29 protein-coding genes and 2 pseudogenes are annotated in these 26,130 nt (G+C 64.5%); 8 read left to right on the top strand and 23 right to left on the bottom strand.

Annotation, left to right across the window (positions count from 1 at the left end; all coding sequences use genetic code 11):
- Nucleotides 1–11: 11 nt before the first annotated feature.
- Nucleotides 12–1,058, top strand: coding sequence for an NAD(P)-dependent alcohol dehydrogenase (locus ACVMIM_RS05445; RefSeq protein WP_476110947.1), 1,047 nt, complete (start codon nt 12–14; stop codon nt 1,056–1,058).
- Nucleotides 1,059–1,061: 3 nt separating this feature from the next.
- Nucleotides 1,062–2,147, top strand: coding sequence for an ABC transporter ATP-binding protein (locus ACVMIM_RS05440; RefSeq protein WP_476110945.1), 1,086 nt, complete (start codon nt 1,062–1,064; stop codon nt 2,145–2,147).
- Nucleotides 2,148–2,173: 26 nt separating this feature from the next.
- Here the strand turns inward: ACVMIM_RS05440 and ACVMIM_RS05435 are convergent, their stop codons facing one another.
- The 9 genes and pseudogenes from ACVMIM_RS05435 to gcvA all read right to left on the bottom strand — a co-directional run bounded on the left by ACVMIM_RS05435 (nt 2,174) and on the right by gcvA (nt 12,235).
- On the bottom strand, nt 2,174–3,760 hold the full coding sequence (locus ACVMIM_RS05435; protein WP_476110943.1) for an FGGY-family carbohydrate kinase: 1,587 nt from the start codon (nt 3,758–3,760) through the stop codon (nt 2,174–2,176).
- Nucleotides 3,757–4,440, bottom strand: coding sequence for an HAD family hydrolase (locus ACVMIM_RS05430; protein WP_040998428.1), 684 nt, complete (start codon nt 4,438–4,440; stop codon nt 3,757–3,759). The genes ACVMIM_RS05435 and ACVMIM_RS05430 overlap by 4 nt, the downstream gene beginning before the upstream one ends.
- 81 nt (nt 4,441–4,521) lie before the next feature.
- The gene (locus ACVMIM_RS05425; RefSeq protein WP_476110941.1) at nt 4,522–6,000 is read right to left on the bottom strand and encodes a mannitol dehydrogenase family protein; all 1,479 of its coding nucleotides are present in this window, start codon (nt 5,998–6,000) and stop codon (nt 4,522–4,524) included.
- A gap of 162 nt (nt 6,001–6,162) precedes the next feature.
- On the bottom strand, nt 6,163–6,933 hold the full coding sequence (locus ACVMIM_RS05420; RefSeq protein ID WP_476110940.1) for an L-iditol 2-dehydrogenase: 771 nt from the start codon (nt 6,931–6,933) through the stop codon (nt 6,163–6,165).
- Nucleotides 6,934–6,943: 10 nt separating this feature from the next.
- Nucleotides 6,944–7,948 carry an ABC transporter ATP-binding protein gene (locus tag ACVMIM_RS05415; protein ID WP_476110938.1) on the bottom strand — a complete coding sequence of 335 codons (1,005 nt, stop codon included), beginning with the start codon at nt 7,946–7,948 and terminating at the stop codon, nt 6,944–6,946.
- A 45-nt stretch (nt 7,949–7,993) separates the two neighbouring features.
- Nucleotides 7,994–8,819 (bottom strand): annotated as a pseudogene (locus ACVMIM_RS05410) (carbohydrate ABC transporter permease).
- An 11-nt stretch (nt 8,820–8,830) separates the two neighbouring features.
- Nucleotides 8,831–9,703, bottom strand: a complete 873-nt coding sequence (locus ACVMIM_RS05405; protein WP_278051055.1) for a carbohydrate ABC transporter permease — start codon at nt 9,701–9,703, stop codon at nt 8,831–8,833.
- Nucleotides 9,704–9,846: 143 nt separating this feature from the next.
- On the bottom strand, nt 9,847–11,157 hold the full coding sequence (locus ACVMIM_RS05400) for an ABC transporter substrate-binding protein (protein ID WP_476110936.1): 1,311 nt from the start codon (nt 11,155–11,157) through the stop codon (nt 9,847–9,849).
- A gap of 169 nt (nt 11,158–11,326) precedes the next feature.
- Nucleotides 11,327–12,235: a transcriptional regulator GcvA gene (gcvA, locus tag ACVMIM_RS05395; protein ID WP_040998441.1), complete on the bottom strand. Its 909-nt coding sequence runs from the start codon at nt 12,233–12,235 to the stop codon at nt 11,327–11,329.
- Between the two features lie 100 nt (nt 12,236–12,335).
- Between gcvA and ACVMIM_RS05390 the strand changes: the two genes are divergently transcribed.
- The gene (locus ACVMIM_RS05390; RefSeq protein ID WP_476110934.1) at nt 12,336–12,521 is read left to right on the top strand and encodes a hypothetical protein; all 186 of its coding nucleotides are present in this window, start codon (nt 12,336–12,338) and stop codon (nt 12,519–12,521) included.
- Between the two features lie 20 nt (nt 12,522–12,541).
- Here the strand turns inward: ACVMIM_RS05390 and ACVMIM_RS05385 are convergent, their stop codons facing one another.
- Complete coding sequence (locus ACVMIM_RS05385) at nt 12,542–13,498, bottom strand: sugar-binding transcriptional regulator (protein WP_040986992.1); 957 nt, start codon at nt 13,496–13,498, stop codon at nt 12,542–12,544.
- 208 nt (nt 13,499–13,706) lie between these two features.
- Here ACVMIM_RS05385 and ACVMIM_RS05380 point away from each other — a divergent pair, with 208 nt between their 5' ends.
- Complete coding sequence (locus ACVMIM_RS05380; RefSeq protein WP_040998448.1) at nt 13,707–14,339, top strand: HAD family hydrolase; 633 nt, start codon at nt 13,707–13,709, stop codon at nt 14,337–14,339.
- A 277-nt stretch (nt 14,340–14,616) separates the two neighbouring features.
- Here the strand turns inward: ACVMIM_RS05380 and ACVMIM_RS05375 are convergent, their stop codons facing one another.
- The 8 genes and pseudogenes from ACVMIM_RS05375 to ureC form a co-directional block, all read right to left on the bottom strand.
- Nucleotides 14,617–15,384 (bottom strand): class II aldolase and adducin N-terminal domain-containing protein, encoded by a 768-nt coding sequence (locus ACVMIM_RS05375; RefSeq protein ID WP_040986987.1) that lies wholly within the window; start codon nt 15,382–15,384, stop codon nt 14,617–14,619.
- A gap of 83 nt (nt 15,385–15,467) precedes the next feature.
- Entirely contained in the window at nt 15,468–16,100 is a 633-nt protein-coding gene (ureG, locus tag ACVMIM_RS05370) for an urease accessory protein UreG (protein WP_476110931.1), read from the bottom strand.
- A complete protein-coding gene (locus ACVMIM_RS05365) occupies nt 16,097–16,537 on the bottom strand; it encodes a DUF3995 domain-containing protein (protein ID WP_476110929.1) in 441 nt (146 codons plus the stop codon). The genes ureG and ACVMIM_RS05365 overlap by 4 nt, the downstream gene beginning before the upstream one ends.
- Nucleotides 16,534–17,205: an urease accessory protein UreF gene (locus ACVMIM_RS05360; RefSeq protein WP_476117109.1), complete on the bottom strand. Its 672-nt coding sequence runs from the start codon at nt 17,203–17,205 to the stop codon at nt 16,534–16,536. Before ACVMIM_RS05360 ends, ACVMIM_RS05365 begins: the two co-directional genes overlap by 4 nt.
- Nucleotides 17,198–17,767: an urease accessory protein UreE gene (ureE, locus tag ACVMIM_RS05355; RefSeq protein WP_278051062.1), complete on the bottom strand. Its 570-nt coding sequence runs from the start codon at nt 17,765–17,767 to the stop codon at nt 17,198–17,200. Before ureE ends, ACVMIM_RS05360 begins: the two co-directional genes overlap by 8 nt.
- Complete coding sequence (locus ACVMIM_RS05350; RefSeq protein WP_476117107.1) at nt 17,764–18,369, bottom strand: glutathione S-transferase family protein; 606 nt, start codon at nt 18,367–18,369, stop codon at nt 17,764–17,766. The genes ureE and ACVMIM_RS05350 overlap by 4 nt, the downstream gene beginning before the upstream one ends.
- A gap of 58 nt (nt 18,370–18,427) precedes the next feature.
- Nucleotides 18,428–19,022, bottom strand: a pseudogene (locus ACVMIM_RS05345) (hypothetical protein).
- An 89-nt stretch (nt 19,023–19,111) separates the two neighbouring features.
- Nucleotides 19,112–20,824, bottom strand: coding sequence for an urease subunit alpha (ureC, locus tag ACVMIM_RS05340; RefSeq protein WP_476110927.1), 1,713 nt, complete (start codon nt 20,822–20,824; stop codon nt 19,112–19,114).
- A 167-nt stretch (nt 20,825–20,991) separates the two neighbouring features.
- Here ureC and ACVMIM_RS05335 point away from each other — a divergent pair, with 167 nt between their 5' ends.
- Together ACVMIM_RS05335 and ACVMIM_RS05330 are read left to right on the top strand one after the other, a co-directional pair.
- The gene (locus ACVMIM_RS05335) at nt 20,992–21,369 is read left to right on the top strand and encodes a hypothetical protein (RefSeq protein WP_476110925.1); all 378 of its coding nucleotides are present in this window, start codon (nt 20,992–20,994) and stop codon (nt 21,367–21,369) included.
- A gap of 117 nt (nt 21,370–21,486) precedes the next feature.
- On the top strand, nt 21,487–21,972 hold the full coding sequence (locus tag ACVMIM_RS05330) for a hypothetical protein (protein WP_476110923.1): 486 nt from the start codon (nt 21,487–21,489) through the stop codon (nt 21,970–21,972).
- 20 nt (nt 21,973–21,992) lie between these two features.
- On the opposite strand, the gene ACVMIM_RS05325 is transcribed toward ACVMIM_RS05330, so the two are convergent.
- From ACVMIM_RS05325 to ACVMIM_RS05305, 5 genes are read right to left on the bottom strand one after another with little or no spacing between them, the layout of a single operon-like run.
- Nucleotides 21,993–22,298: an urease subunit beta gene (locus ACVMIM_RS05325; RefSeq protein WP_041003075.1), complete on the bottom strand. Its 306-nt coding sequence runs from the start codon at nt 22,296–22,298 to the stop codon at nt 21,993–21,995.
- Nucleotides 22,299–22,305: 7 nt separating this feature from the next.
- Nucleotides 22,306–22,899, bottom strand: a complete 594-nt coding sequence (locus tag ACVMIM_RS05320) for a HupE/UreJ family protein (protein ID WP_476110921.1) — start codon at nt 22,897–22,899, stop codon at nt 22,306–22,308.
- 28 nt (nt 22,900–22,927) lie between these two features.
- Nucleotides 22,928–23,182: a DUF1272 domain-containing protein gene (locus ACVMIM_RS05315; protein WP_278051068.1), complete on the bottom strand. Its 255-nt coding sequence runs from the start codon at nt 23,180–23,182 to the stop codon at nt 22,928–22,930.
- A 24-nt stretch (nt 23,183–23,206) separates the two neighbouring features.
- Complete coding sequence (locus ACVMIM_RS05310) at nt 23,207–23,509, bottom strand: urease subunit gamma (RefSeq protein WP_476110919.1); 303 nt, start codon at nt 23,507–23,509, stop codon at nt 23,207–23,209.
- Between the two features lie 21 nt (nt 23,510–23,530).
- Entirely contained in the window at nt 23,531–24,418 is an 888-nt protein-coding gene (locus ACVMIM_RS05305) for an urease accessory protein UreD (RefSeq protein ID WP_476117105.1), read from the bottom strand.
- A 195-nt stretch (nt 24,419–24,613) separates the two neighbouring features.
- On the opposite strand from ACVMIM_RS05305, the gene ACVMIM_RS05300 reads away from it, so the two are divergent.
- On the top strand, nt 24,614–24,868 hold the full coding sequence (locus ACVMIM_RS05300) for an acyl carrier protein (RefSeq protein ID WP_041003067.1): 255 nt from the start codon (nt 24,614–24,616) through the stop codon (nt 24,866–24,868).
- A 4-nt stretch (nt 24,869–24,872) separates the two neighbouring features.
- Nucleotides 24,873–26,081: a beta-ketoacyl-[acyl-carrier-protein] synthase family protein gene (locus tag ACVMIM_RS05295; RefSeq protein WP_476110917.1), complete on the top strand. Its 1,209-nt coding sequence runs from the start codon at nt 24,873–24,875 to the stop codon at nt 26,079–26,081.
- Nucleotides 26,082–26,130: the final 49 nt, after the last annotated feature.

The following is a 26,130-nucleotide window of genomic DNA, read 5'->3' as shown; positions in this document are numbered from 1 at the left end:
GAGGATACCCGATGCGGGCACTGGTGCTTGAGAAAAAAGGCGAACTGTCGCTGCGCGAGATCGCGCTGCCGCAAGACGTCGGACCGGACGATGTCAGGATCGCCATCCACACGGTCGGCGTCTGCGGCAGCGACGTGCATTACTACACACATGGCGCCATCGGCAGCTATATCGTGCGCCAGCCGATGGTGCTCGGCCACGAAGCCTCGGGGACGATTGTCGAGCTCGGCGCCAATGTCACGAGCCTGAAGGTCGGCGACCGCGTCTGCATGGAACCCGGCGTGCCGAACCTTGCGTCGCGCGCAACGAAGCTCGGCATCTACAATGTCGACCCGGACGTCCGCTTCTGGGCAACGCCGCCGGTGCATGGGGTGCTCGCGCCTTATGCCGTGCATCCGGCGGCCTTCACCTACAAATTGCCGGACAATGTCTCTTTCGCCGAGGGCGCGATGGTCGAGCCCTTCGCCATCGGCATGCAGGCGGCGGCGCGCGCCCGCATCGTGCCCGGCGACGTCGCCGTCGTCGTCGGCTGCGGCCCGATCGGCATCATGATCGCGCTCGCCGCGCTGGCGGGCGGCTGCTCCAAAGTGCTGATCTCGGACTTCTCCGCGCCGAAGTTGGAGATCGCCGGCCAATATCCGGGGATCGTGCCGGTCAATATCGGCGAGCAGTCGCTGGTCGATGCCGTGCGGAGCGCGACGGACAATTGGGGCGCCGACATCGTGTTCGAGGCGAGCGGCAGCCCGAAGGCTTTCGCCAATCTGTTCGACATCGTGCGGCCGGGCGGCGCAGTGGTGCTGGTAGGCCTGCCGGTGGAGACGGTCGAGCTCAACGTGCCGGCGGCGATCGCCAAGGAAGTCCGCATCGAGACCGTGTTCCGCTATGCCAACATCTTCGACCGCGCCCTGCAGCTCATCGCCTCGGGCAAGGTCGATCTCAAGCCGCTGATCACCGGCACCTATGATTTCTCCGAAAGCATCAAGGCGTTCGAGCGCGCGGCGCAAGGCAAGCCGCAGGACGTCAAGCTGCAGATCCTGCTGACCGGCGAGAAGGGATAAGGGATGTCCGCGATCGTTTGCTCCCATGTCGACAAGGCCTATGGCGCCACGACCGTCATCCGCGATCTCAATCTTGCGATCGAGGAGCATGAGTTCGTCGTGTTCCTGGGGCCGTCCGGCTGCGGCAAGTCGACCTTGCTCAGGATGCTCGCCGGGCTGGAGGATATCAGCGGCGGCGAGGTTTCGATCGGCGGCAAGGTAGTGAACGATCTCGAGCCGGGCGACCGCGGCATCGCCATGGTGTTCCAGAATTATGCGCTCTATCCGCATATGACGATCTTCGACAACATCGCCTTCGGATTGAAGCGGCAGAAAGTGCCGGCGGCCGAGATCAGGAAGCGAGTCGAGGCAGTCTCCAGGACGCTCGGCCTGGAGCCTTATCTCGGCCGCAAGCCGACCGAGCTTTCCGGCGGCCAGCAGCAGCGCGTGGCGATCGCGCGCGCCATGATCAAGACGCCGAAAGTGTTCCTGTTCGATGAGCCGCTCTCCAATCTCGACGCCAAGCTGCGCAACCATATGCGCGTCGAGATCGCCAGGCTGCACCAGTCGCTGAAGACGACCACCGTCTACGTCACGCATGACCAGCTCGAGGCGATGACGCTGGCCGACCGCATCGTGCTGTTGAAGGACGGCGTGATCGAGCAGATCGGCTCGCCAGCGGAGATCTATCGCCGTCCCGGCAACCAGTTCGTAGCCGGCTTCATCGGCACGCCGAACATGAATTTCATCGAGGCCACGGTGGCTCGAAATGGCGATGGCTGGACGCTGACCGGCGCGGGGACAGTGCTGTCGCTGCAAGGCGGCGACTTCCACCTGCGGCACGGCGATCGCGTGGTGCTCGGCATCCGGCCTCCGGACCTGAAGACGGCGCAAGCCGGTAGCGCAAACCTTTTGCAGGGCACCGCCGACCTCATCGAGTTTCACGGCAATGACGCGCTGGTGACGTTCGGCTCGGGCGGCAAGGAGATCAGCGCGCTGGTGCCGGCCCGCGAATGCCCGGAGTTGCGGGCGCCGGTGCGCTACAGCTTCGAGGAGGACTGCATCCATCTGTTTGACGGAGAGACAGGCAAGTCGCTGCGCAGACAGTAAGACGGCGGAAGAGTTCCTGGAACGCTCTACCCGATCGCGTCGAGCGCCTGCCGCTGGCGGTGCATTTCGAGGAAGATGCGGTAGTCGCGGTCGAAGCGGGCGCCGGCTTCCCTGTTGGGGGCGCGCGTCCGGCCGCCCTGCTGCATGGCGACGCAGGCCACGTTGAGGTCGGGATAAAGCCCGGCAGCGGTCGCCGCCACCATGCCGGTGCCGAGCAGCACCGCCTCGTCGGCCAGCGGCTCGACCACCGTGCAGCCGGTGGCGTCGGCGTAAAGCTCCATCAAAAGCGGGTTCTTGGTGTGGCCGCCGGTGACGTGAAGCGTGTCGATCAGATAGCCGTTCTCGTTCAGCGCCTCCAGCACATGGCGCACGCCGAGCGCGATGCCGACGGCGGTGCGCCAGTAGAGTTTGCACAGGCTGTCGAAGGAGGAATCGAGCGTCAGTCCGCTGATGACGCCGACGGCATGCGGGTCGGCGAGCGGCGAGCGGTTGCCGTGGAAGTCCGGCAGCACATGCAGCCTCGCGGCCAGCGCATCGCCCTCCTCGGCGCGCAGCTCGGCGACTCGCTTGGCAATCTTCATATGCATGGCCGCGTCCGGCTCGCCGCCGGCGCCGTGCCAGCGGATGATGTGATCGAGCAGCGCGCCCGTGGCCGACTGGCCGCCTTCCGATAGCCACAGCCTCGGCAAAGCCGCGCCGTAATACGGCCCCCACACCCCGGCGAAGGGCTGCGGGTCCTGCGACATGGCCATGACGCAAGACGATGTGCCGGCGATCAGCGCCAAATGCCGGCTGATGTCCTTCTCGTCGCCGGCAAAGCCGCCGAGGACGCCGAGCGCACCGGCATAGGCATCGATGACGCCGGCGCCGACGCGGCATTTTTCGGTGAGGCCGAGCTCGGCGGCCGCCTTGGCCGTCAGCGGACCGATATCGGCGCCGACCGGGCTCGCCTTTTCGGGCAGATTGCCGTGCTCGAACAGGTCGTCGAGGCCGACAAGCGCGAAGAAATCGCGCCGCCAGCTTTTTTCCTCATGCGCGAGATAGGTCCATTTCGCCGTCAGCGTACATTGCGAGCGGGCGAGCGAGCCAGACGCCTTCCAGGTCAGGAAATCGGCAAGGTCGAACAGATAGCCGGCTTCATTCCATGTCTTCGGCAGATGGCGCTTCAGCCACATCAGCTTCGGCGTCTCCATCTCCGGCGACATCACGCCGCCGATATAGTCGAGCACGGCGTGGCCGCTTTTCGTGCATTCATCGGCCTCGGCGATGGCGCGGTGATCGAGCCAGACAATCGTGTCCCAGCGCTTCTCGCCGGTGACGGAGACGCTGATCTGGCCGCCCTGCCGGTCGCGCGCGACCAGCGAGCAGGTCGCGTCGAAAGACATCCCGGCGACATCGCCGGCGGCGACGCCGGATTTCTCGAGGGCGGACCGCACCGATTTGCACACCGCCGACCAGACATCTTCCGAATCATGCTCAGCATGGTCGGGCTTGGGCTGGTGCATGGCGATCGGATGATCGGCACGGCCGAGCAGGTTGCCTTCAGGGTCGAGAATGCCCGCGCGAGCGCTCCCGGTGCCGACATCGACCGCGCAAACGAAACTCTTCCTCAAGATGCTTTTTCTCTCGCTCCCAGGCCTGCAATCAGATCGGGCAATTGCAGCATGTCAGCGAATATAAAGTCCGGTTCCGTCGACGCAAGCCGCGCCTTGAGGGCGGGGTTGGCGGCATGCGAGCCGCCGGTGAAGGCAAGGACGCGCATACCCGCCGCGCGGGCGGCGGCGATGCCGGCTGGGCTGTCCTCGATCACCAGGCACTCGCGCGGATGCGCCCGCATGCTGGCGGCGGCGTAGAGGAAAAGATCGGGCGCCGGCTTGCCGCGCTTGACCATGGTGGCGCTGAACAGATGCGGCTCCAGCAGAGGGAGCAGGCCGGTGACGTCGAGCGCGTAACGGATGCGCTCCAGCGTGCCCGACGAGGCGACACAGCAAGGCAGGCCTAGCTTCGGCAGCACCTCCTTGACGCCCGCGATCGGCTTCAGTTCCTCGCGGAATTTGCGCATCAGGTCGACGCGCATCGCGGTCAGATGCTGGTCGCTGATGTCGAGCCCGAACTCTTGGCCGAGGATCTCGCGCACGCTCTTCATGCTCTTGCCGAGGAAATGCTCGTAGGCGGCGTCCTCGCTGACCGTGCCGCCGGCAAGCTCGATCATGCCAAGCAGCGCCGAGACCGAAAGCGCCTCGCTGTCGACCAGAACGCCGTCACAGTCGAAGATGACCAGTTCCGGCGTCATGGCCGTTGCTTCCAGCTAAGCAATTCCAGGAACAGCGTGAGCGGTTCTCCGTCCCGAATTGCGTCAAAGAGACAGAGGCTTTCAGAGCTTTCCGGCGAGATAGCGCGTCAGGGTTTCGCGCGCGCCGTGCGCCCACAACACCTTCAAGGCATGAGTGAAGGCCTCGGCGAAGACGGGCGAGCGGCCGACATCGCCGTAGATGTCCTCCATCGCCAGCCATGCCTTCGGATCGTCCTTGGCCGCCTTGGCGGTGGCCTGCATGCGGTCCCAGCTCGGATCGTTCGGCTCGATGACGGCGCCGCTGTCGGTGGTGCCGAAGCAATAGCGGCACCAGAGCGCGGATTCCAGCGCGAGGCCGGCGACGCCCTTGCCCGCCTTCAGCCGGTCGGAGATCGTCGGGATGATGAATTTCGGCTGGCGGTTGGAGCCGTCGAGGCAAAGCCGCCGGATGGTGTCGCCGATCTTGGGATTGGAGAAGCGGCGCTCGATGAGCTGGTAATAGTCCTCCAGATCGGTATCGGGCACCGGCGGCACGGTCGGAATGATCTCGTCATGCTCGAGCTTCGACAGGAAGGCGCGCACCAGCGGCTCCTGCATGCCTTCATGTACAAAATGGATGTCCATCAGCCCCGCCGGATAGGCGATCGTGGCATGGCCGCCATTGAGGATGCGGATCTTCATCAGCTCGTAAGGCGAGACATCCTTGACGAATTGCACGCCGACCTTTTCCAGCGCCGGGCGGCCGGCGGTGAAATGGTCCTCCAGCACCCATTGCTTGAACGGCTCGCAAAACACCGGCCAATTGTCCTTCAGCCCGAAATCGTCGGCCAGGATCTTGCGCTCGCGGTCAGTCGTGGCCGGCGTGATGCGATCGACCATGCCATTCGGGAAGGCGACCTTGTCGCCCACCCATTTGGCGAGATCCTCGTCGATCAGCCGGGCGAGGCCGATGACGCCGTCGGAGGTGACGTGGCCGTTATGGGGGATGTTGTCGCAGGACATGACGGTGAACGGCACGATGCCGTCGGCGCGCCGGCGCAACAGGCCGGCCAAGATGATACCGAAAACGGTTTTCGGCACGGCGCCCGGCTGCGCGTCGGCGACGATGTCGGGATGGGCCGGGTTGAACTTGCCGGATGCCGGGTCGATGAAATAGCCGCCTTCGGTGATGGTCAGCGAGACGATCTTGATCGCCGGATCGGCAAGCCGCTCGACGATGGCGGTCGCATCGCCGGGGGTGAGGAAATCGACCATGGCGCCGGTGACGCGGGCGCTCATATGGCCCTCGTCCTGCTCGACCACCGTGGTCAGCCAGTCCTGCTCCTCGAGCTTGGAGCGGCCGATCTTCTCGCCTTCGAACACGCCCGCGCCGATCAGCCCCCAGTCGTGGCCCTCGCCGGTGGCGAACAGATCGTCGAGATAGACCGCCTGGTGCGAGCGGTGGAAATTGCCGACGCCGAAATGGACGATGCCGGCCTTGAGGGTAGAGCGGTCATATTTCGGACCGGCGACGTTGGCCGGCAGCCTGGCGAGGTTCGAGGAAGAGAGTTTCACGGTCATCGCATTTACCCTTTGGCCGATCTGCAGCCCGACTGATTACGCCTCCTTCGAGAGGAGCGAAGATGAGGGGCAACACCTGGTGTTCCAGTATGCTGCCCCTCACCTGCCCCGCGGCGTCTTCTCCGGAGGAAGAAGAGAAGCGCCTCCCCTCAACTCGTCCGATCAACTCATCCATTGGCCGCCATCGACATTGTAGGTCTGGGCGACAATGTATTCGGCCTCGTCGCTGGCGAGGAACACCGCCATGCCGGCGAGGTCCTCGGGTTTGCCCATGCGGCCATAGGGAACGCCCTCGCCGACCAGCCGCTTCTTCTCGCCTTTCGGCCGGTTCTCGTATTTGGCAAAGAGCGCGTCGACCTGATCCCACATGTCGCTGTCGACGACGCCCGGCGCGATGCCGTTGACGTTGATGCGGTGCTTGATGAGGTCGAGCCCGGCCGACTGCGTCAGCGAGATGACGGCGGCCTTGGTGGCGCAATAGACCGCGACCAGCGGCTCGCCGCGCCGGCCGGCCTGGCTCGCCATGTTGATGATCCGGCCGCCCTTGCCGCGCGCGATCATCGAACGGGCGGCCGCCTGCAGCATGAAGAGCGTGCCGGCGACATTGACGGAGAACAGCTTTTCGTAGCTCGCCCTGGTTATCTCGACGATCGGCGCGAGGTCGAAGATCGCCGCGTTATTGATCAGCACGTCGAGCCCACCGGTCTTCGCCTCGACCGCCTTGACCGCCGCCTCGATCGAGGCCTGATCGGTGACGTCGAGCCAGATCGCGTAAGCGGCGGGGCCGATCGCTTTCGCCGTCGCTTGCGCCGCTTCCAGGTCGATGTCGGCAATGGCCACCGTCGCGCCCTCGCGGACATAGGCTTCGGCGAAGGCCGTGCCGATGCCGCGCGCCGATCCGGTGATCAGCGCCGATTTGCCTTTCAGTCTCACTGTCCCGTCCTCACTGGACCAGCGCCTTGCCGTCGGCGCCGAAGCGGTGGAGCTTGGCCTTGTCGGGGGTCAGATAGACGGTGTCGCCATGCCTCACCGCGACCTCGCCGTCGGCGCGGACATTGACGGTGCCGATGCCGTCCGCCTGGACATGCAGGAAGGTGTCGGAGCCGAGATGCTCGGCAACGCCCACCGTCGCCTTCCAGTCGCCGGCCGAGGTCGAGATGTTCAAGTGCTCGGGCCGGATGCCGATGGTCTTGGCGCCGTACTTCTCCGCCGGCGCGCCTTCGATCATGTTCATCTTGGGCGAGCCGATGAAGCCGGCGACGAAGAGGTTCTTCGGCGTCTTGTAGAGCTCCATCGGCGAGCCGACCTGCTCGATATTGCCGGCATTGAGCACGACGATCTTGTCGGCCATGGTCATGGCCTCGACCTGGTCGTGGGTGACGTAGATCATCGTCGTCTTCAGCTGATGATGCAGCTCGCTGATCTCGAGCCGCATGGTGCCGCGCAACGCCGCGTCGAGGTTGGAGAGCGGCTCGTCGAACAGGAAAGCCGAGGGCTGACGCACGATGGCGCGGCCGATGGCGACGCGCTGGCGCTGGCCGCCGGAAAGCTGGCCAGGGCGGCGCTCGAGATAGTTGGTGAGGTTCAAGACGCGCGCGGCGTCCTTCACCTTCTTGTCGATGGTCGCCTGGTCCTCGCCCGCCATCTTCAGCGGGAAGGCGATGTTCTTGGCGACCGTCATATGCGGGTAGAGCGCGTAGGACTGGAAGACCATGGCGAGCTTGCGCTTGGCCGGCGCCTCGCGCGTGACGTCACGGCCATCGATCGAGATGGTGCCGCCGCTGGTGTCCTCCAGCCCGGCGATCAGCCTGAGCAGCGTGGACTTGCCGCAACCCGAGGGGCCGACGAACACCACGAACTCGCCGTCCTCGATGTTGAGGTCGATGTTCGGAATGATCGTCGTCGACCCGAAGGACTTGGAGACGTTCTTGAGCGTGATGTTTCCCATGGTTTCCTCCCGGGGATGGTCTTCGTCGTCCGCCGCTTGGGCGTGCTACTTCACGGCGCCGAAGGTCAGTCCGCGCACCAGCTGCTTCTGGCTGAACCAGCCCATGATCAGGATCGGCGCGATCGCCAGCGTCGAGGCCGCCGAGAGCTTTGCCCAGAACAATCCCTGCGGACTGGAGAACGAGCTGATGAAAGCCGTCAGTGGCGCGGCGTTGGTGGTGGTGAGCCGTATGGTCCAGAACGCCTCGTTCCAGGCGAGGATGATGTTCAGGAGCATGGTCGAAGCAATGCCGGGAATGGCCATCGGCGTCAGCACATAGATGATCTCGTTCCACAGCGAGGCGCCGTCCATGCGCGCCGCCTCCAGGATCTCGCCGGGTATCTCGCGGAAATAGGTGTAGAGCATCCAGACGACGATCGGCAGGTTGATCAGCATCAGCATGACGGTGAGGCCGATGCGGCTGTCCAGCAGGCCCGAGTCGCGGAAGATCAGATAGATCGGAAACAGCACCGCCGACGGCCGGCATCATCTTGGTGGACAGCATCCACATCAGGACGTCCTTGGTGCGCTTGGTCGGCGAGAACGCCATCGACCAGGCCGCCGGGATGGCGACGATGAGCGCGAGGATGGTCGAGCCGACCGACAGCAGCACCGAATTGAAGAAGAATTTGAAGTAGCCGCTCTGCTGCTGGACCTCCGAGTAGCTCTCGAAAGTCCCGGAGGGGATCAGGTTGAAGCCCTGGATCGCCTCCTGCTCCGACTTGAACGAGGTGATGATCGTATAAAGGATCGGAAAGAAGATCAGCAGGGCGACGATCCAGGCCGCGGCCGTGGCGATGGTTTTGTGCTGGGTGGTGACTGCGCGTGCCATCTTGTCCTCCCTTACTTGTCCAGGTTCTTGCCGACGGCGCGCATGGCGAAGAATGCAACGATGTTGGCGAGAATGACGGCGATCACGCCACCGGCGGATGCCTGGCCGATTTTGAACTCCAGGAGCGCCTTCTGGTAGACGAGGAAGGGCAGGTTGGTGGAGGCATAGCCCGGGCCGCCATTGGTGGTGACTAGGATCTCGGCATAGATCGACAGCAGAAAGATCGTCTGGATCAGGATGACGACGGTGATGGCGCGCGACATATGCGGCAGCGTCAGATACCAGAAGCGGCTGAGGAAGCCGGCGCCGTCCATCTCGGCCGCTTCCTTCTGCTCGCCATCAAGCGACTGCAACGAGGTCAGCAGGATCAGCGTCGCGAAAGGCAGCCACTGCCAGGCGACGATCAGGATGATGGCGGTCAGCGGATGCTGGCCGAACCAGTCGATCGGCTGGGCGCCGAAGAAGCGCGCGATGTCGGCGAAGACGCCGTATTGCGGATGCATGATCATGTTCTTCCAGACCAGCGCCGCGACCGGCGGCATGACGAAGAACGGCGAGATGACCAGGATGCGCACGACGCCCTGGCCCCAGATCGGCTGATCGAGCAGCATCGCCAGAAGGATGCCGCCGACCACAGTGATGACCAGCACGCTGACGACGATGATCAACGTGTTGAGGATCGAGGAGAGGAAGGCCGGGTTGGAATAGAACAGCGCGTAATTGGAGAAGCCGACGAAGCCGTTCCGGATCGGGTTCAGCGGATTGTATTGTTGGAACGAGAACCAGAGCGTGAACAGCAGCGGCACGATCATCCAGACGAACAGCAGGATCACCGATGGCGCCATCATGAAACGGGCAAGCGAACGGGTTTGCTGAGTAGCCATGACGGTCACCCTCCCAAAGTCAGCCGGATTTTCAGTGTTGTGCCAGAATTTTCCCGATTTTGAAGGGGGGCCGCCCGAACTGGGTTTCGGGCGGCCCCTTGCCGGTCATGATGCGCGGCCGGCGTTCGGCACCGGGAGGAGCCTTACTTGATATAGCCGCCTTCGGTCATCGCCGCGGTCGCTGCGTCCTGAGCCTGCTTCAGCGCGTCGTCGACGCTCGACTGGCCGGCAAGGGCGGCCGAGAAGAGCTGGCCGACGGTGGTGCCAAGGCCCTGGAATTCAGGAATGGCGACGAATTGCACGCCGACATAGGGCACCGGTTTGACGGTCGGATGCGTCGGGTCGGCGGCATTGATGGAGTCCAGTGTCATCTTCGCGAAGGGCGCCGCCTTCTGGTACTCCGGATTGGCATAGAGCGAGGAGCGCGTTCCAGGCGGAACGTTGGCCCAGCCTTCCTTCGAAGCCACCAGTTCCAGATAGTGCTTCGAGGTCGCCCAGGAGACGAACTTCTCGGCGGCATCGGCCTTCTGGGTGCCGGCGGGGATCGCCAGCGACCATGCCCACAGCCAGTTGCCGCGCTTGCCGAGGCCATTGTCGGGCGCCAGCGCATAGCCGACCTTGTCGGCGACCTGCGAGGCCTTCGGATCGGAAACGAAGGACGCGGCGACGGTGGCGTCGATCCACATGCCGCACTTGCCCTGCTGGAAGAGCGCCAGGTTCTCGTTGAAGCCGTTGGAGGAAGCGCCTTCCGGACCGTCGGCCTTCATCAGATCGACATAGAACTGCAGCGTGTTCTTCCATTCGGGCTGGTCGAATTGGGGCTTCCAGTTCTCGTCGAACCAGCGGGCGCCGAAGGAGTTCGACATAGCGGTGAGGAAGGCCATGTTCTCGCCCCAGCCGGCCTTGCCGCGCAGGCACACGCCGTTCACGCCGTTGGCGCGGTCGGTCATCTTGTCGGCCGCCTGCTTGATGAAGTCCCAGGTCGGCGCGTCGGGCATCTTCAAGCCCGCCTTCTCCATCAGGTCCTTGCGGTACATGACGAAAGAACTCTCGCCGTAGAAGGGCGCGGCATAGAGCTTGCCGTCGACGGAGAGGCCGCCGGCGATGGCCGGGATGATGTCCTTGACGTCATAGTCGTCGCCGAGCTTGTCGAGCGGCAGGAGCCAGTTCTGCTTCGCCCAGATCGGAACCTCATAGGTGCCGATGGTCAGGACGTCGTACTGGCCGCCCTTGGTGGCGATATCGGTGGTGACACGCTCGCGCAGGACGTTTTCTTCAAGCGTGACCCAGTTGAGCTGGATGTCGGGGTTAGCCTTGGTGAAGTCGTCCGTCAGCTTCTGCATGCGGACCATGTCGCCATTGTTGACGGTGGCGATGGTGATGGATTCGGCATGCGCGGCGAAAGCGAGGGCGCTGGCCGACAACAGGCCCAGTGTGAGCGTGCGAAGTTTCATCAAATTCCTCCCATAAACCAAGATGAGCATTTGCCTTGGCTTTGGGCAATTACTCACTTACCGTGATTTATGTCAAGCCGGAATCTGTGCTGCAGCGCAGCAGAAATGACGCAACGTGAGCCGCCCGGCGACGTGGCCGGCCCACTGGAAGGAAGCTGGGGCGGCCTGCTTACGGGCAGGCGATCTCGGCCAGGATCCAGTCGCGGAAGGCGCGGATCTTCGGCACGTTGCGGCGCGCCGTCGGATAGACCAGCCAATAGGCGTGGCCATCATCGCCGACGAGGTCGAAGGGCTGGATCAGACGGCCGTCGGCGAGCTCGTTCTTGAACAGCGCCCTTGTCAGGATCGCCACGCCATGGCCGGCCATCGCCGCGTTCGCCTCATAGGCCTGCGCGCCCATGCTGGAGCCCGGCCGTTTGGCGAGATCGTGCCCGGTCACTCCGGCGGCCTCGAACCATTGCGCCCACCAGATGTCGCCGGGGTCGAGGATCGGCAGGCGCAGCAGGTCCGCCGGTTCCTTGACGCCGCCTATGCTTGCCGCGAGCTTGGGACTCAGCATCGGCGTGAAATCGGCGTCGAGCAGCTTGTGCGCCTCCAGGCCCGGCCATTTACCAGCGCCGGAGCGGATGGCAAGATCGACATCCTCGCGCGCGAAATCGGTCAGGCGGCTCGACGTGTCGAGCCGCACGGCAAGTGCGGGATGGGCGAGCTGGAACGAGCCCAGATGCTGCGCCAGCCAGTTCGAGGCGAAGGTCAGCACGGTGGTGACGCAGAGCAGGCCGTCGGCGCCGCCGCGCGCCGCGGCATAGGCCTGACCCAGGATGGAAAAGGCCTCGCTGACGGCGGGCGCCAGGCGCTGGCCGGGCTCGGTCAATTCGATCTGCTTCGGCCGGCGCAGAAACAGCGGCGCGCCGATGCGCTCCTCCAGCACCTTGATCTGATAGCTCGCAGCAGCCTGGGTCATGCCCAATTCCTGCGCCGCCTTGGTGAAGGACAGGTGCCTCGCCACTGCTTCGAACACCCGGATCGCCTGCAGCGGCGGCAGCGGCGCAAGCTGCGGAGAACTCAGATCGGGCATAAGGCCTCCTTATGGGTCATGATCGAGGTTTAATTGGAAGCACGAAGCGGTCAGCCCGATATTTGGGATCAACGATCAATCCAGTTCAAGGCTGACGATCATGGTCACGGTTCAGGAAAAACTCGTTTCCACCCCGGTGCGCGGCTGGTTTTTCTCGCTCGTGCGGGGATTGGCAAGGTTTTCGGGCCGCAGGCGCACTTATCTCGATGTCCGGGAATTATCCGAGCATCTGCAGCGCGACATGGGTTTTCTCGACGGCAACAATCCGCATGGCCGTTCGCAATAGCCGGCTCTTTTTATGGGCAATCAGCCGGCAAGCAGAGCTTCGGCGGTCCTTTCGTCGGTGATGAGGCCGTTGACCAGCCGGCGATTGACGGCGGCGAGGATGCCCGGCAGCTTGCGCTCGCCCATGGCCAAAGCGATGACCAGCGACCTTTCCCGCGACGGCAACGCGGCGGAAGACACGCGGTCATTGGTGATGCCCTCGATCATGCGACCTTCGCGGTCGAAGACCCAGCCGACGATCTCGGCGATGCCGCCGGCCTTCTGCAGCGCCTTCAACTCGCTTTCGGAAATGAAGCCGTCCTCGTAGAGCGGCGCCTTGGGCCCGAGGTCGCCGATGCCGACGAAGGTGACGTCGGCTTCCGCGGCAAGCGCCAGCGTCGGCTGGATCATCGGCTGGTTGAGCAGCATCTCGCGCTCTTCCGGCGAGGAGGCGATGACCGGCAGCGGCATCGGGAAGGACCGCGCCTTGACGCGGTCGGCCATGGTGAAGATGACGTTGTAGAAGGCGGCCGAGCCGTCGGGCGAGATGTTGCCGGTCAAGGACACGACCTTGTGCTGCGGGCAGTCCATCGGCGGCAGCTGCTCGATCGCCGCCTTCAGCGTGCGCCCGGTGCCGATCGCCATGACGATGGGGGCCTCAGAGCGCAGCCGGCGTTCGATCTCGGCCGCGGCCGCCTCGGCGATGCCGATCGTCGTCGAGCTCGAGGTCGGATCGCTCGGCACCACCTCGACAAGGTCGAGCGCGAAGCGCGACTTCAGCCGCGCCGCAAGGTCGAGGCAGTTGGCGATCGGATGATCGACGCGCACCTTGATCAGGCCCTCCGACATGGCGAGCGACACCAGCCGCTGCGCGGTCTGCCTGGAGATGCCGAGCTTGGCGGCGATCTGGTCCTGCGTGTTGCCGGCAACATAATAGAGCCAGCCGGCGCGCGCGGCGTCGTCCAACCTGGTGCTGCCGGTTTCCTGTCGCGAATTCACGTGCTGCCTCCCCACCCGCAAGAATACTGAAACGGGCGCCATAGCTTACAGCGAATATTGTAACGCGCAATTGCCTATCGAGAGAGCAATTGCTTGGACGTCTCGCAGGTTGACGAAGGATCAATTCGTCATCCTTGCGACATTTGCCGGCGGGACGGTTTATCTCCACCGGGAAACCGATTAAGGGGATCGGCGAAAGGAGCCGCGCATGACGCCGAAAGCCGTTTTCTGGGATATGGACGGAACGCTGGTCGACAGCGAGCCGCTGCACGAGGCGGCGCTCGCGGCGGCCCTGCGCAGCGTCGGCATCGCCCCGCCGCACGACCTGCATGAGCGGGTGCTGGGCATCGCTGCATGGCCGGTCTACGAGATGCTGCGCGACGAGTTCGGCCTCGACCTTCCCTTCGACGACTGGATCGGGCGCAAATACGATCACTATCTGCCGCTGGCCAAAACGCTGAAGCCACGCCCCGGCGCGATCGAAGTGTTCAACGAATTGCGCGCGCTCGGCGTCGAGCAAGCGGTGGTCTCCAACTCCGACCGACTGATCGTCGACGCCAATCTCAACGCTGTCGGCCTTATCTATCCCGGCATGCTGACGGTCAGCCGCAACGACGTGATCGACGGCAAGCCGCTGCCCGAGCCCTTCCTGCGCGCCGCCTATCTGGCGGGGGTCGAGCCTGCCGACGCGTTCGCCGTCGACGACAGCCTCACCGGCGCCATGGCCGGACTGGCGGCCGGCATGAAGACGATCTTCTGGCCGGAAGCACCGATGGAAGGTCCGGCCGGGGCGATCGTCATCAACAGCGCCGAGGAGTTGCGGGCGCAGTTGGGACTCTGAGAAAATCGCCAACGGAGGCGCTGGTCGACCCCCACTCCGTCTCGGCTTCGCCGAGCCACCTCTCCCCCGATCGACGGGGGAGAGGAAAGGCGCCAAGCTTTTTGCCGTCAACGCTCGTCCAGCAACGCTCCCTTCCTTTCCCTCCGGAGGGGGGAAAGGTGGCGCTGCGAAGCAGCGACGGATTGGGGGAACCACGTGGCAATCAAGCCTCGGCCCGATCAGCCGCACCAGTAACAGAAGATGTGTGCGTAGCGTAACCGGGAGAAGGAAGCCAGCATCAGTTCCGGTAAACCGGCTCTTCCTCGTCGAGGATCGCTTTCAGCTCGGCCAGATGGCGCTCGGCCTGGCCGGGGTAATCGTCCATTTCGCGCGCGGTCTTCTCGGCGATCTCGTCGGAGAGGGTGCGCAGCGGACGGCCGGTCCACAGCGCCTTGATGTAGGTCTCGGCGGCGCGCTCGAAATAGAACATGCGGTTGAAGGTGTCGGCGACGGTGTCGCCGATGACCATCACGCCGTGATTGCCCATGACCATCACCTTGACCTTGGGGTCGGTGAGAAGCTGCGAACAGCGCTCACCCTCCTCCTCGAAAGCCAGCCCGCCATAATTGGCGTCGACGACATGGCGGTTGAAGAACATGGCGGAGTTCTGGTCGACCGGCGGCAGCGTCGAATCCGCCAGCGAGGCAAGCACCGTGGCGTGGATCGAATGGACATGCATGGCGCAGCGTGCATGCGGGACGTTGCGGTGAATAGCGCCATGCAGGCCCCAGGCGGTCGGGTCGGGGGCATTAGGACCGGACAGCGTGTCGGGATCGTTGGCGTCGATCAGGAGCAGGTCGCTCGCCTTGATGCGCGAGAAATGCACCTGGTTCGGGTTCATCAGGAATTTCGTGCCGTCCTCGTTGACAGACAGCGAGAAGTGATTGGCCACCGCCTCGTGCATGTTGAGCCGGGCGGTCCAGCGGAAGGCGGCGGCGAGATCGACCCGCTCCTCGTAATAGGGCAGGTTGCTCAGCGGTTCCTTGTGCAGGCGGGCAAGGCTCATCGAAAATCCTCCGCTTGGGTTTGTTTTTCCGAGAATGCCGCGCATGGCCGCTGCCAGCAACCGATAATCGGTGGCTCAGCGGATCAAGCCGCCGGGCGCGCCGGCTGCAGCCCGCCCTGCTCGACGATGAAGTCGATCACTTGCTGCAAGCCCTTGCCGCGCGACAGGTCGGTGAAGCCGAAGGGCCTTTTGCCGCGCATGCGGCCGGCGTCGCTCTCCATGACGTCGAGGTTGACGTTCACATAGGGCGCCAGATCGCTCTTGTTGATGATCAGGAAATCCGAGCGTGTGATGGCCGGGCCGCCCTTCCTTGGAATCTCCTCACCCTGGCAGACCGAAATGACATAAAGCGTCAGATCGGCAAGATCGGGCGAGAAGGTGGCGGCGAGATTGTCGCCACCCGATTCGATGAAGATGATGTCGAGATCCGGAAATTTTTGGTTCAACTCGGCGATGGCGCGCAGATTGATCGAAGCGTCCTCGCGAATGGCGGTGTGCGGACAGCCGCCGGTCTCGACGCCGACGATGCGCTCTTCCGGCAGCGCCTGTAGCCGCGCCAGCATCATCGCATCCTCCTTGGTGTAGATGTCGTTGGTGACGACGGCGATCGAAAAATCGTCGCGCAGCGCCTTGCAGAGCTTTTCGGTGAGCGTCGTCTTGCCGGAGCCGACCGGGCCGCCGATGCCGATGCGAAGAGGACCGTTTTTCGACGTCATGCCGGAAACTCCGAGATAGCGAGAACGACAAAGCCCAACCCGATCAACAGGCAAAGCGGCGAATAGAGGCGCTGGTCGAGCCGCGCGAAAGGCTGTTCGGGCGCAAGCCTGCGCCACCAGGGCGTGAAACCGGCAATGCCGCGTCCTAGGAAGACAAGGCCGATCATCAATGCTGTGGCCGCCAGGCCTGCTCGTGGAAAGGGCGTCGCAAAGACACCCGCAAGCGCCAGAGGCCAGAGCGTCGCCAATGCCAGGCAGGCCGCGACGGCAAAGCTCGCAACTGTCGACGGCATCTCGTCGACGCCGCGGAAGCCGACGACGGCACGCGCACAGGATGCCTGGTCCGTGCCCGGCCAGATACCGCCTATGCCCCAATAGACATGCAGCGTGGTGATCAAAAGCAGGACGAAGGCGAGGATGACGGCAAGCACGATCATGAGCGGAACAGCCGCGAATATTGCGTTTCGTGGCTCATCGCGACGATGTCGGAGACAAAAGCCGCGCCGCCCAGATCGTCGAGCGTCGACACCGTTGCGCGAGCTGCCGTGTCTATAGCCCAATTTTCAAAGCCGGCTAACAACGAGACGGCATCGAGCTGGCCAACGACGCCGAGCCTGATCGCCGCTTGCACGAGATTGGAGAAGAAAGCCTGAAGGAAGGCGGACAGGGCCTGCGCAAGGTCGATGCCGCCGCTGCCGGCAACGGCACCGACCGCAACGCAATAGGGGCAATCGGCCGGCAGGCGCTGCAGCACCGGAGACGACCAGGCGGACGCCGCCTGGAGAAAAGCCGCGCCCTGCAGCATGGTTTCGAGATGACGCTCCCGCGACCCGGCGAGGGCTTCGGCCAATTTAGCGACTTCCGCCAGGTCGCCGCCGTCACGCGCGCGGCGCCAGCTCTCGGCGAAGAGGGCCGCGTCGTTCCAGCCCGAACCCATCTCGACCAGAGTCTCCAGCCAGCCGGCGAGATCTTCGCGATCCGCGATCAATCCATCCTGCACGGCGCGTTCCAGGCCATGACTGTACGAGAAGCTACCGACCGGAAAGGCCGGCGACAACCAGGCCATCAGCCGCAGCAGCGCTATCGACGACGGCTGGTCAGTCATGGTGGTGATGGTGGTCGTGATGGTCGTGATCGTGATGATCGTGGCCATGGTGGTCATGGTCATGGTGGTCGTGCGAATGGCCGTGATCGTGGCCATGCCCGGAATAGGCGCCGCGCACCGGGCTGAACGGCTCCGACACCTCGTTCACCGTGGCGCCGAGGCCTTCGAGCATCGCCTTGATGACATGATCGCGCAGGATGAGGATGCGGTCCGCCTCGATCGCCGCCGCGAGGTGACGGTTGCCGATGTGCCAGGCGAGCTCGGTCAGATGAACCGCGTCGCGGGCGCGGATGTCGTAGACCTCCTCGGGTGCGGCGACGATTTCGAGCTGGCGGCCGTCCTCCAGCACCAGCCGGTCGCCATTGTTGAGCGCCACCGGCTCGGGCAGGTCGACCAGCACCTTGTCGCCGCCGGCGGTCTCGACGGCGCGGCGGCGCAGATGCCGCTCGTCATGCGGCAGCACGGCCTTGTCATAGGGCGCGGTCAAAGCCGGATCGCCGGCGGCAAGCACCGAGACGGCGCGCGGAAATTTGGTGAAATCGGTGGTGATGTTGAGCTTCATTTCATGGCTCCGCCATTAGCTTGAGCGCGGGCACGAGCAGGTCGCGACAGCACGCGGTCGAAATAGGCATTCACCCGGTCGGACTCGATCGGGAAACGGCCGGCGCGCGCCCAGCCACCCATATCGCCCAGCAAGACGTCGACGGCCGAGAAGCGGTCGCCCAGCGCAAAGGGCTTGTCGCCGAGCCGGCGGTCCAGCGCCCTCACTTCCGAAGCAAAATCATAGGCGGCCGCAGGCCCGACGTCGACGCGCAGTTCCTTCGGCAGCAGGAAACGATGGCGCAGCTTGTTCCACAGCGGCGCCTCGAACTCGCTCTGGGCGAAATGCATCCAGGAATCCATCTCGGCGCGGCCAGCGAGACCGGGATTGGCGCCCATGCCCTTATCGGCATGCTTGTCCGCCAGATAGACGCAGATCGCGGCCGAGTCGGTCACCTCAATGTCGCCATCGATCAGGATCGGCACCTTGCCGGAAGGATTGAGCGCGTAAGCCTCCGGCGAGCGCAGCTTCACCTCGACGAACTCGTAGGGCTGCCCGAGCTCCTCGAGCATCCAGAGCACCCGGCTGACCCGAGAGCCGCGCGATCCGACGGCCTTGTACATGGTTGAGCCCTGCATTTCCGAGATTTCTAGGGCATCCTGAGCGCCGGTCCAATCGCGCTCAGACGATGGTGTCGAAGAGCCGCAGGATGAACGATATCTGATAGACGAGCGCGGCCGCGACGAAGGCGATGTGGAAGCGGCGGTCGCGCACCATGATCGCGACGATGCAGAGCGCCACGAAGACCGGCGTGCGGATCAGATATTCGTTGCCGAAGCGGGCGAAATGCTCCGGACCTTTGAGCAGCGTGTCGATGACGTCGAGCAGATAGGTCGCGCCAAGCAGCCCGAAGAACCAGGCGCGGCGCGAGTAAAAATAATCCTCGTAGCTGGTGTAATCGAGCATCGAATCCGGAAACAGCAGCGCGCAGAGCAGGAACAGCGTGATGGCGTAGAAAATGATGAAAAGATATTTGCCGAAGGTCCAGTTCTCGATGGCATAGAGGCCGAACTCCCACCACCAGAAATGCACCAGCATCAACAGCACCGAGGCGACCCAGGCGAGATGCACCGCGTAGAGCCGGTACTGGCCGGGATGCTGGACGATGCGGGCCGTTCCCGAAAGCAGCCGGGTGACGCCGAGGCCGATCACCATGACCCATGACGATGCGGATATGCGGAAAGATGTCGTGCGGCGAGGCGATTTCGGTGGGCATGCCTGATCACAATGCTGCTGCTTTGCCGCATATTGCGATCTGCGCACGCGCGCCGCAACGATATTTGCCCGCTCACCGGTCAGCCGTTGTCAGAACAGAAAATACCGTTGCGCCATCGGCAGCACGGTCGCGGGTTCGCAGGTGAGCAGCTCGCCGTCGGCGCGCACTTCGTATGTTTCGGGATCGACCTCGACATGCGGCGTGGCGTCGTTGAGCACCATGGAATGCTTGCCGATACCGCCGCGCGTGTTCTCGACCGCGATCATCGCCTTGTCGACGCCGAGCCTGTCCCGCAGGCCAGCATCGAACGCCGCTTTCGAGACGAAGGTCACGGAGGAGTTGGTCAGCGCCTTGCCATACGCGCCGAACATCGGCCGGTAATGCATCGGCTGCGGCGTCGGGATCGAGGCGTTGGGATCGCCCATGGGTGCTGCCGCGATCGTGCCCCCCACCAGGACCATCTCCGGCTTGACGCCGAAGAAGGCCGGATTCCACAGGACAAGATCGGCGCGCTTGCCGAGGGTGATCGAGCCGATCTCCTTCGACAGGCCGTGCGCGATGGCCGGGTTGATGGTGTATTTGGCGATGTAGCGGCGGACGCGGACATTGTCGTTGTCGCCGGTCTCATCAGGCAGCGCGCCGCGCTGGCGCTTCATCTTGTCAGCGGTCTGCCAGCAGCGGATCGCCACTTCGCCGACACGGCCCATGGCCTGGCTGTCGGAAGAGATGATCGAGAAGGCGCCGATGTCGTGCAGGATGTCCTCGGCCGCAATCGTCTCCTTGCGGATGCGGCTCTCGGCGAAGGCGATGTCTTCCGGGATCGACGGCGACAGATGATGGCACACCATCAGCATGTCGAGATGCTCGGCCAGCGTGTTGATCGTGTAAGGCCTGGTCGGGTTGGTCGAGGACGGGATGACATTGGGCAGGCCGCAGACCTTGATGATGTCCGGCGCGTGGCCGCCGCCGGCGCCCTCGGTGTGGAAGGCATGGATGGTGCGGCCGTCGATGGCCGCGACCGTGTTTTCCACGAAGCCGGACTCGTTCAGCGTGTCGGTATGGATCATCACCTGCACGTCGTAAGCGTCGGCGACCGACAGGCAGCAGTCGATGGCGGCCGGGGTCGTGCCCCAGTCCTCGTGCAGCTTCAGCGCGCAGGCGCCAGCCAGCACCATCTCTTCCAGCGCCGCCGGCTTTGACGCATTGCCCTTGCCCGAGAGGCCGATATTCATCGGAAAAGCGTCGAAGGACTGGATCATGCGCGCCATATGCCAGGGGCCGGGCGTGCAGGTGGTGGCCAAGGTGCCGTGCGCCGGCCCGGTGCCGCCGCCGAGCATGGTGGTGATGCCGCTCATCAGCGCTTCCTCGATCTGCTGCGGGCAGATGAAATGGATATGCGCATCGAAGCCGCCGGCCGTGAGGATCTTGCCCTCGCCGGCGATGATCTCGGTACCGGGGCCGATGATGATGGTGACGCCAGCCTGGGTATCCGGATTGCCGGCCTTGCCGATCGCCGCGATGCGGCCGTCCTTCAGGCCGATATCGGCCTTGACGATACCGGCAAGCGCGTCGACGACCAGCGCATTGGTGATGACGGTATCGACCGCGCCGCCTGCCCGCGTGACTTGGCTCTGGCCCATGCCGTCGCGGATGACCTTGCCGCCGCCGAATTTCACTTCCTCGCCGTAGACCGTGAAATCCTTCTCGACCTCGATGAACAGCTCGGTGTCGGCGAGCCGCACCTTGTCGCCGACCGTCGGTCCATACATCTGCGCATAGGCGGCGCGGCTTATCCTGGCCATCAGCAATCGCTCCCGAAATTCCAATTGTTTGCGCGCAGGGCACACATTGTCGCCATCCAATGGTCACGCAATGACCCGCCCGGCGACACTTTGAGCGCCCATTTGGGCTTTCCCATCGGGCCGTTGAGGCGGGCGGAATCACTCCCAAGCCGATGGAAGGAATATCCATGCGCAACGCGATAGTTCTCGCCGCAACCGCCACCCTGGTGATGGCGGCGGCCGCCAGCGCCCAGCAGCAGCCGACGCCGCAGCCAAGCCCGGCGCCCACCGCACCCGCCGCGCCAGAAGCCCAGTCCGCGGCGCCGGCGATCCAGAGCGTCAACATCGTCGACATTACAGAACTGCCCAAGGACACGCAGACGCAGGTCAACCAGATCGTGGCGCAGCGCGGCGACGCCGGCCTGCAGACCTTGCGCAAGTCGATCGACGCCACGCCCAAGGTGAAATCCGCGCTCGAAGCCAAGGGCATGAGCTCGGCGCAGGTGATCGCCGCCAGCATGCAGCCCAATGGCGCGCTGACGCTGATCACCAAGAAGGCAAGCTGATTGCACGTCAAGGCGGGCCGCGTCGCGGTCCGCCTGTCGGCTTTTGAAGGGAACCTGCGGCCAGACAGGGCCGTTTCGCTGTTTTCGCCCCGTCAGGAGTTCAGTCAGGAGCGAGCGATGGCGAAAGCCCCGCGTTTTGCAAGATGGAGTTCCGCGGTTGCCGCCGCGCTTGTCATGGCCGCGCCCCAGGCGGCGTCCGCGGCGCAGCCGCTGGACAATGCCAGGCCTGCCGCGGCAATCGTCGATTCCGATGTCCGACAGGAAGAGGCGCTCTCCACGACGGAGGCCGGGAAGGTCATCACCGCCATCGACCGCACCCGCGACAACATCGGCACGGTGCGCAAGACCACCAAGCTCGACAGGGTCGACATCGTGTTCCTGACCGATGCCGCGCGCAGTGAAGGCGGGCCGCCGCCGGCCATCGAGAACAAGGTGAAGCAGCATCAGGAGGATGTCGCCGAATTGCGCCAGGAGATCGAGGCGAACGCGCTGCTCTTCAACGCCATCGATTCGCGACGCGTGCAGGCCGAGGACGTGCTTGCCGTGGAATTCGACAATCCGGGAAAGGTCGTCATCTACGCCGCCGCCAAGCCGCCGAAGTGATATGAGCGCGCCGGCCACCTTCACAGCTTGCCCATCACCTTCTGCTGGAAACCATAGACTTCGCGCTTGCCGCCCAGCGGCACGAGCGTGACGTCGCGCTCCTGTCCCGGCTCGAAGCGTATGGCCGTGCCGGCAGCGATATCGAGCCGCATGCCCCGCGCGCGCTCGCGGTCGAATTTCAGGCCCTCATTGGTCTCGAAGAAATGATAGTGGCTGCCGACCTGGATCGGCCGGTCGCCGCTGTTGGCGACCTTGAGCGTCACCGTGGGCAGGCCCTTGTTCAGCTCGATGTCGCCTTTGGCGGTGATGACTTCGCCGGGGATCATCGCACCCTCACAGCACGCCGAAGGCAAGGCCGACGCCAATCGCCGCGCAAGCGGCGCCGGCGGTGCGCGCCAGACCGCGGAAGCGCGATCCTAACCCGACGCCGGCCGCAATGCCGGCGCCGTGGAGCAGCGCCGTGGCCACCGCAAAGCCCGCCATATAGTCCAGCCCTGCCGCATTTTCCGGCACTTCGGTGCCATGGGCATGGCCGTGGAACAGCGCGAACAGGGCGATGACAGCGATCCCGGCCGAGAGCGGCAGGTCGATCGCCAATGCCACCAGCAGACCGAGCGCCACGACGGAAGCGAGAATAACCGGCTCCACGAAAGGAACAGGCACATGCAGCATGCCGAGCGCGCCGCCGGCCAGCATCACGCCGACGAAGGCCAGCGGCCAGGCCCAGACCGCCTTGCCGCCCTTCATCGCCGCCCAAAGGCCGACGGCAACCATCACGGTCATATGGTCGAGCCCGGACAGCGGATGCGCGAAACCGGCGGCGAAGGAAGAGGTGGAGCCTGCGCCGACATGGGCTTCAGCCGGCATAGCGGCTGCCAGGAAAAGGATCGCGGCAAGTGTGGTTCGTTTCGTCGAAGCGGTGATCATCTTTCTGCCCTTCTCCAATTGACCTGGTTCAAGCGGCCTTGCGCGGGCCGCAGCCTCCGGCCTTGAGCACGCGCGTGGTCGATGGTGGGTATTTCGTCAGCTTGGCTGCCGGCCGGATCGGCCGCGGCGCGAAATTGCCGCCGCAATTGGGGCAGACCCCGCCCAGCACATTGTCCACGCAGTCGGCGCAGAAGGTGCATTCGAAGGTGCAGATCAGCGCATCGGCCGCCTCCGGCGGCAGATCCTTGTCGCAGCATTCGCAATTGGGCCTAAGCTCCAGCATCGGTCTTCCTCATCGGATCGGCCCTCACCTGATCGGTTCGTGCACGGTCACCAGCTTGGTGCCGTCGGGGAACGTCGCCTCGACCTGGACGTCGCGGATTATCTCGGCGATGCCGTCCATGACCTGGGCGCGGGTGACGACATGGGCGCCCGCCTCCATCAGTTCCGCGACCGGACGGCCGTCGCGCGCGCCTTCGACGACGAAGTCGGTGATCAGGGCGATGGCTTCGGGATGGTTGAGCTTGACGCCACGCTCCAGGCGCTTGCGCGCCACCATCGCCGCCATGGCGATGAGCAGCTTGTCCTTTTCACGCGGCGTAAGGTTCATGCGATGTCCCGGTATTTCAGATCAGAGTGACCACAATTTGGGCAGTCCCGCCCGTCCATTGAGCAGTTCGACGAGCGGAACCAGCCGCTTGCGGAGCTGGTAGCCGTCGCCGGCGCAGAGCCTCGCAAGAAGCTTGCCAGATCGGCCGACGCTCCAGAAACTGGCGCCGCCCCAGCCGCCGATCGCCGGATCGCCGATGATGGCGCGGACCTTCTCCAGCAGGTCTTCCGCCTGCGGCGAAACGAGGAGCACTGTAGCAAGCGCAAGCGCGCCGCCGGTCGCCGCCCGCCGCTGGAGCGTCGCGGCGATATCCGGGCCGAGCCGGAAATCCTCCGCATGGACCAGCGCGCCGCCCTGGCGGATCCGCCAGCGGTCATGGAAACTGCCTTGAACCGTCCGCTCGCCCATCGCAAGCCGGCCGAACAGCGTGGCTTCGAGTATCAATGCCTCGGCACTGTCGCCAAGCTCGACATCCAGCGTGCGGGCGAAAGCGGCACGGTCGAAAACGATGGTTCCCTGCGGCAGCCAGGCGATGCGGCCGCCCGGACCGACCCGGAGGCCGACGCTTGTCTCGGCCCTGTCGGCGGCGGCGCGATAGAGTTTTTCGCAGGCTTGGGTGGTGACGGAGGCGGAGGCGCCGGCGCCGACCTCGATTGTCCAGCCGAGGCGGTCGCCGCCGGTCATTCCGCCGGCCGTGTTGATGAGCACTGCCTCGAGCGGATCGCCTTCTACTGCCGGCAGGCGGATCTTGGCCGATCCATCCTGATAGAGCCGCTGCAAGCGCGTCCGGCCGTCGCTCTTGCCGCAGAAAAGCCTGGCTCGCCCGGCAACACGTTGCGCGGCAGGCAAAGGAGCGGCGGCCGAAGGCAAGGCGGGCCGGGATGGGAGAGTGTTCTCGATCGTGTCCACCATTCCAGGTTAAGCACTCCGGCGGCTTTGTCGATATATCGCTTGTTGCTTGACATCGTTTTGGTTTCTATAGAGGGAAGCCACCCTGGAGCGGTTGCGCGATGTCTGGCGAGGTAAGGGCAACGGCGTTGTTGGATCCGGGGACAAAAAGGGCGCTGATCAGTTGGCGTCGGGAAACGACAGGGAAGGAACCGAATGGCTGACCAACTGACGACCGAGATCATCGAAAAGATCAAAGCGCATGCCGATACCGGCGGCGAGGAAATCACCGCCAGCACCGATCTCGGAACGCTCGGCATCCATTCGCTGGAGTTGACCGAGATCATCTTCGATCTCGAGGAAAAATACGGCATCGAGATCGAGATGAACACGGTCGATGCCTGGAGCAATCTCAAGAACGTCGGCGACATGGTCGAGGCGGTTCGCGAACTGATCGCGAAAAAAGCCTGATTGCATGCAAAGACGCGTCGTCATCACCGGTATCGGCGGGATTTGCGGGCTCGGCAACGATGCGCCGGCGATATGGGAGGCCATGCGCGCCGGCCGCTCGGCCATCGGCCCTATCGACAATCCGTCGCTGCATGACCTCAAGGTCAAGACCGGTTGCGAAATCAAGGAATTGCCGGACCACGGCATCGACCGCAAGCAGGTGGTGTCGATGGACCGTTTCAGCCTGCTGGCGGTGATCGCGGCGCGCGAAGCCATGCGGCAATCGGGACTAGTCGCCCATGCCGACAACACCTACCGGATGGGCGCAGTCGTCGGCGTCGGCGTCGCGGGGTTCGAGACCATCGAGGAGAATTACCGCGCGATCCTGCTCGAAGGGCGCAACCGCGCCGCCATCTTCACCGTGCCGAAAGTCATGCCGGGCGCGGCCGCCGGCCAGGTCAGCATGAATCTCGGGCTGCGCGGCCCTGTTTTCGGCGCCACGTCGGCCTGCTCGTCCGCCAACCATGCGATTGCCTCGGCCGTCGACCAGATCAGGCTCGGTCGCGCCGACGTGATGGTCGCCGGCGGCACCGAAGCGCCGCTGGTGTGGGGCGTGCTGAAAGGCTGGGAAGCGCTGAGAGTGCTTTCGCCTGACACCTGCCGGCCGTTCTCGGCCGATCGTGCAGGCCTTGTGCTTGGCGAAGGCGCCGGGATGGCGGTGCTCGAAAGCTATGATCACGCGACGGCGCGCGGCGCCACCATTTTGGCCGAGATCGCCGGCGTCGGGCTTTCGGCCGATGCTTCCGACATCGTCGCGCCGACCGTCGAGGGACCGGAAGCGGCCATGCGTTTTTGCCTGGCGGATGCCGGACTCAATCCGGAAGACGTCGACTACCTCAACGCGCATGGCACCGGCACCAAGGCCAACGACCAGATCGAGACCGCGGCGATCAAGCGTGTCTTCGGCGAGCATGCCCGTTCGCTTTCGGTGTCGTCGACCAAGTCGATGCATGCGCATTGCCTCGGCGCCTCGGGCGGGCTGGAGATGATCGCCTGCGTGATGGCGATCCGCGACGGCATCGTGCCGCCCACCGCCAATTATCGCGAGCCGGACCCGGAATGCGACCTCGACGTGACGCCGAACACGGCGCGCGAGCGCAAGGTGCGCGCGGCGCTCAGCAACAGTTTCGCCTTCGGCGGAACCAACTCGGTGCTGGCCTTCAGGGCGGTCTGACCGAAGCCCTCCGGTTGACTGTGTGTGCATGGATAGAGCGGACCCCCGT

The sequence above is a fragment of the Mesorhizobium sp. USDA 4413 genome (assembly GCF_056280365.1).
The sequence above is the reverse complement of the archived record's forward strand: the minus strand, read 5'-3'. Positions and strand labels throughout refer to the sequence as shown.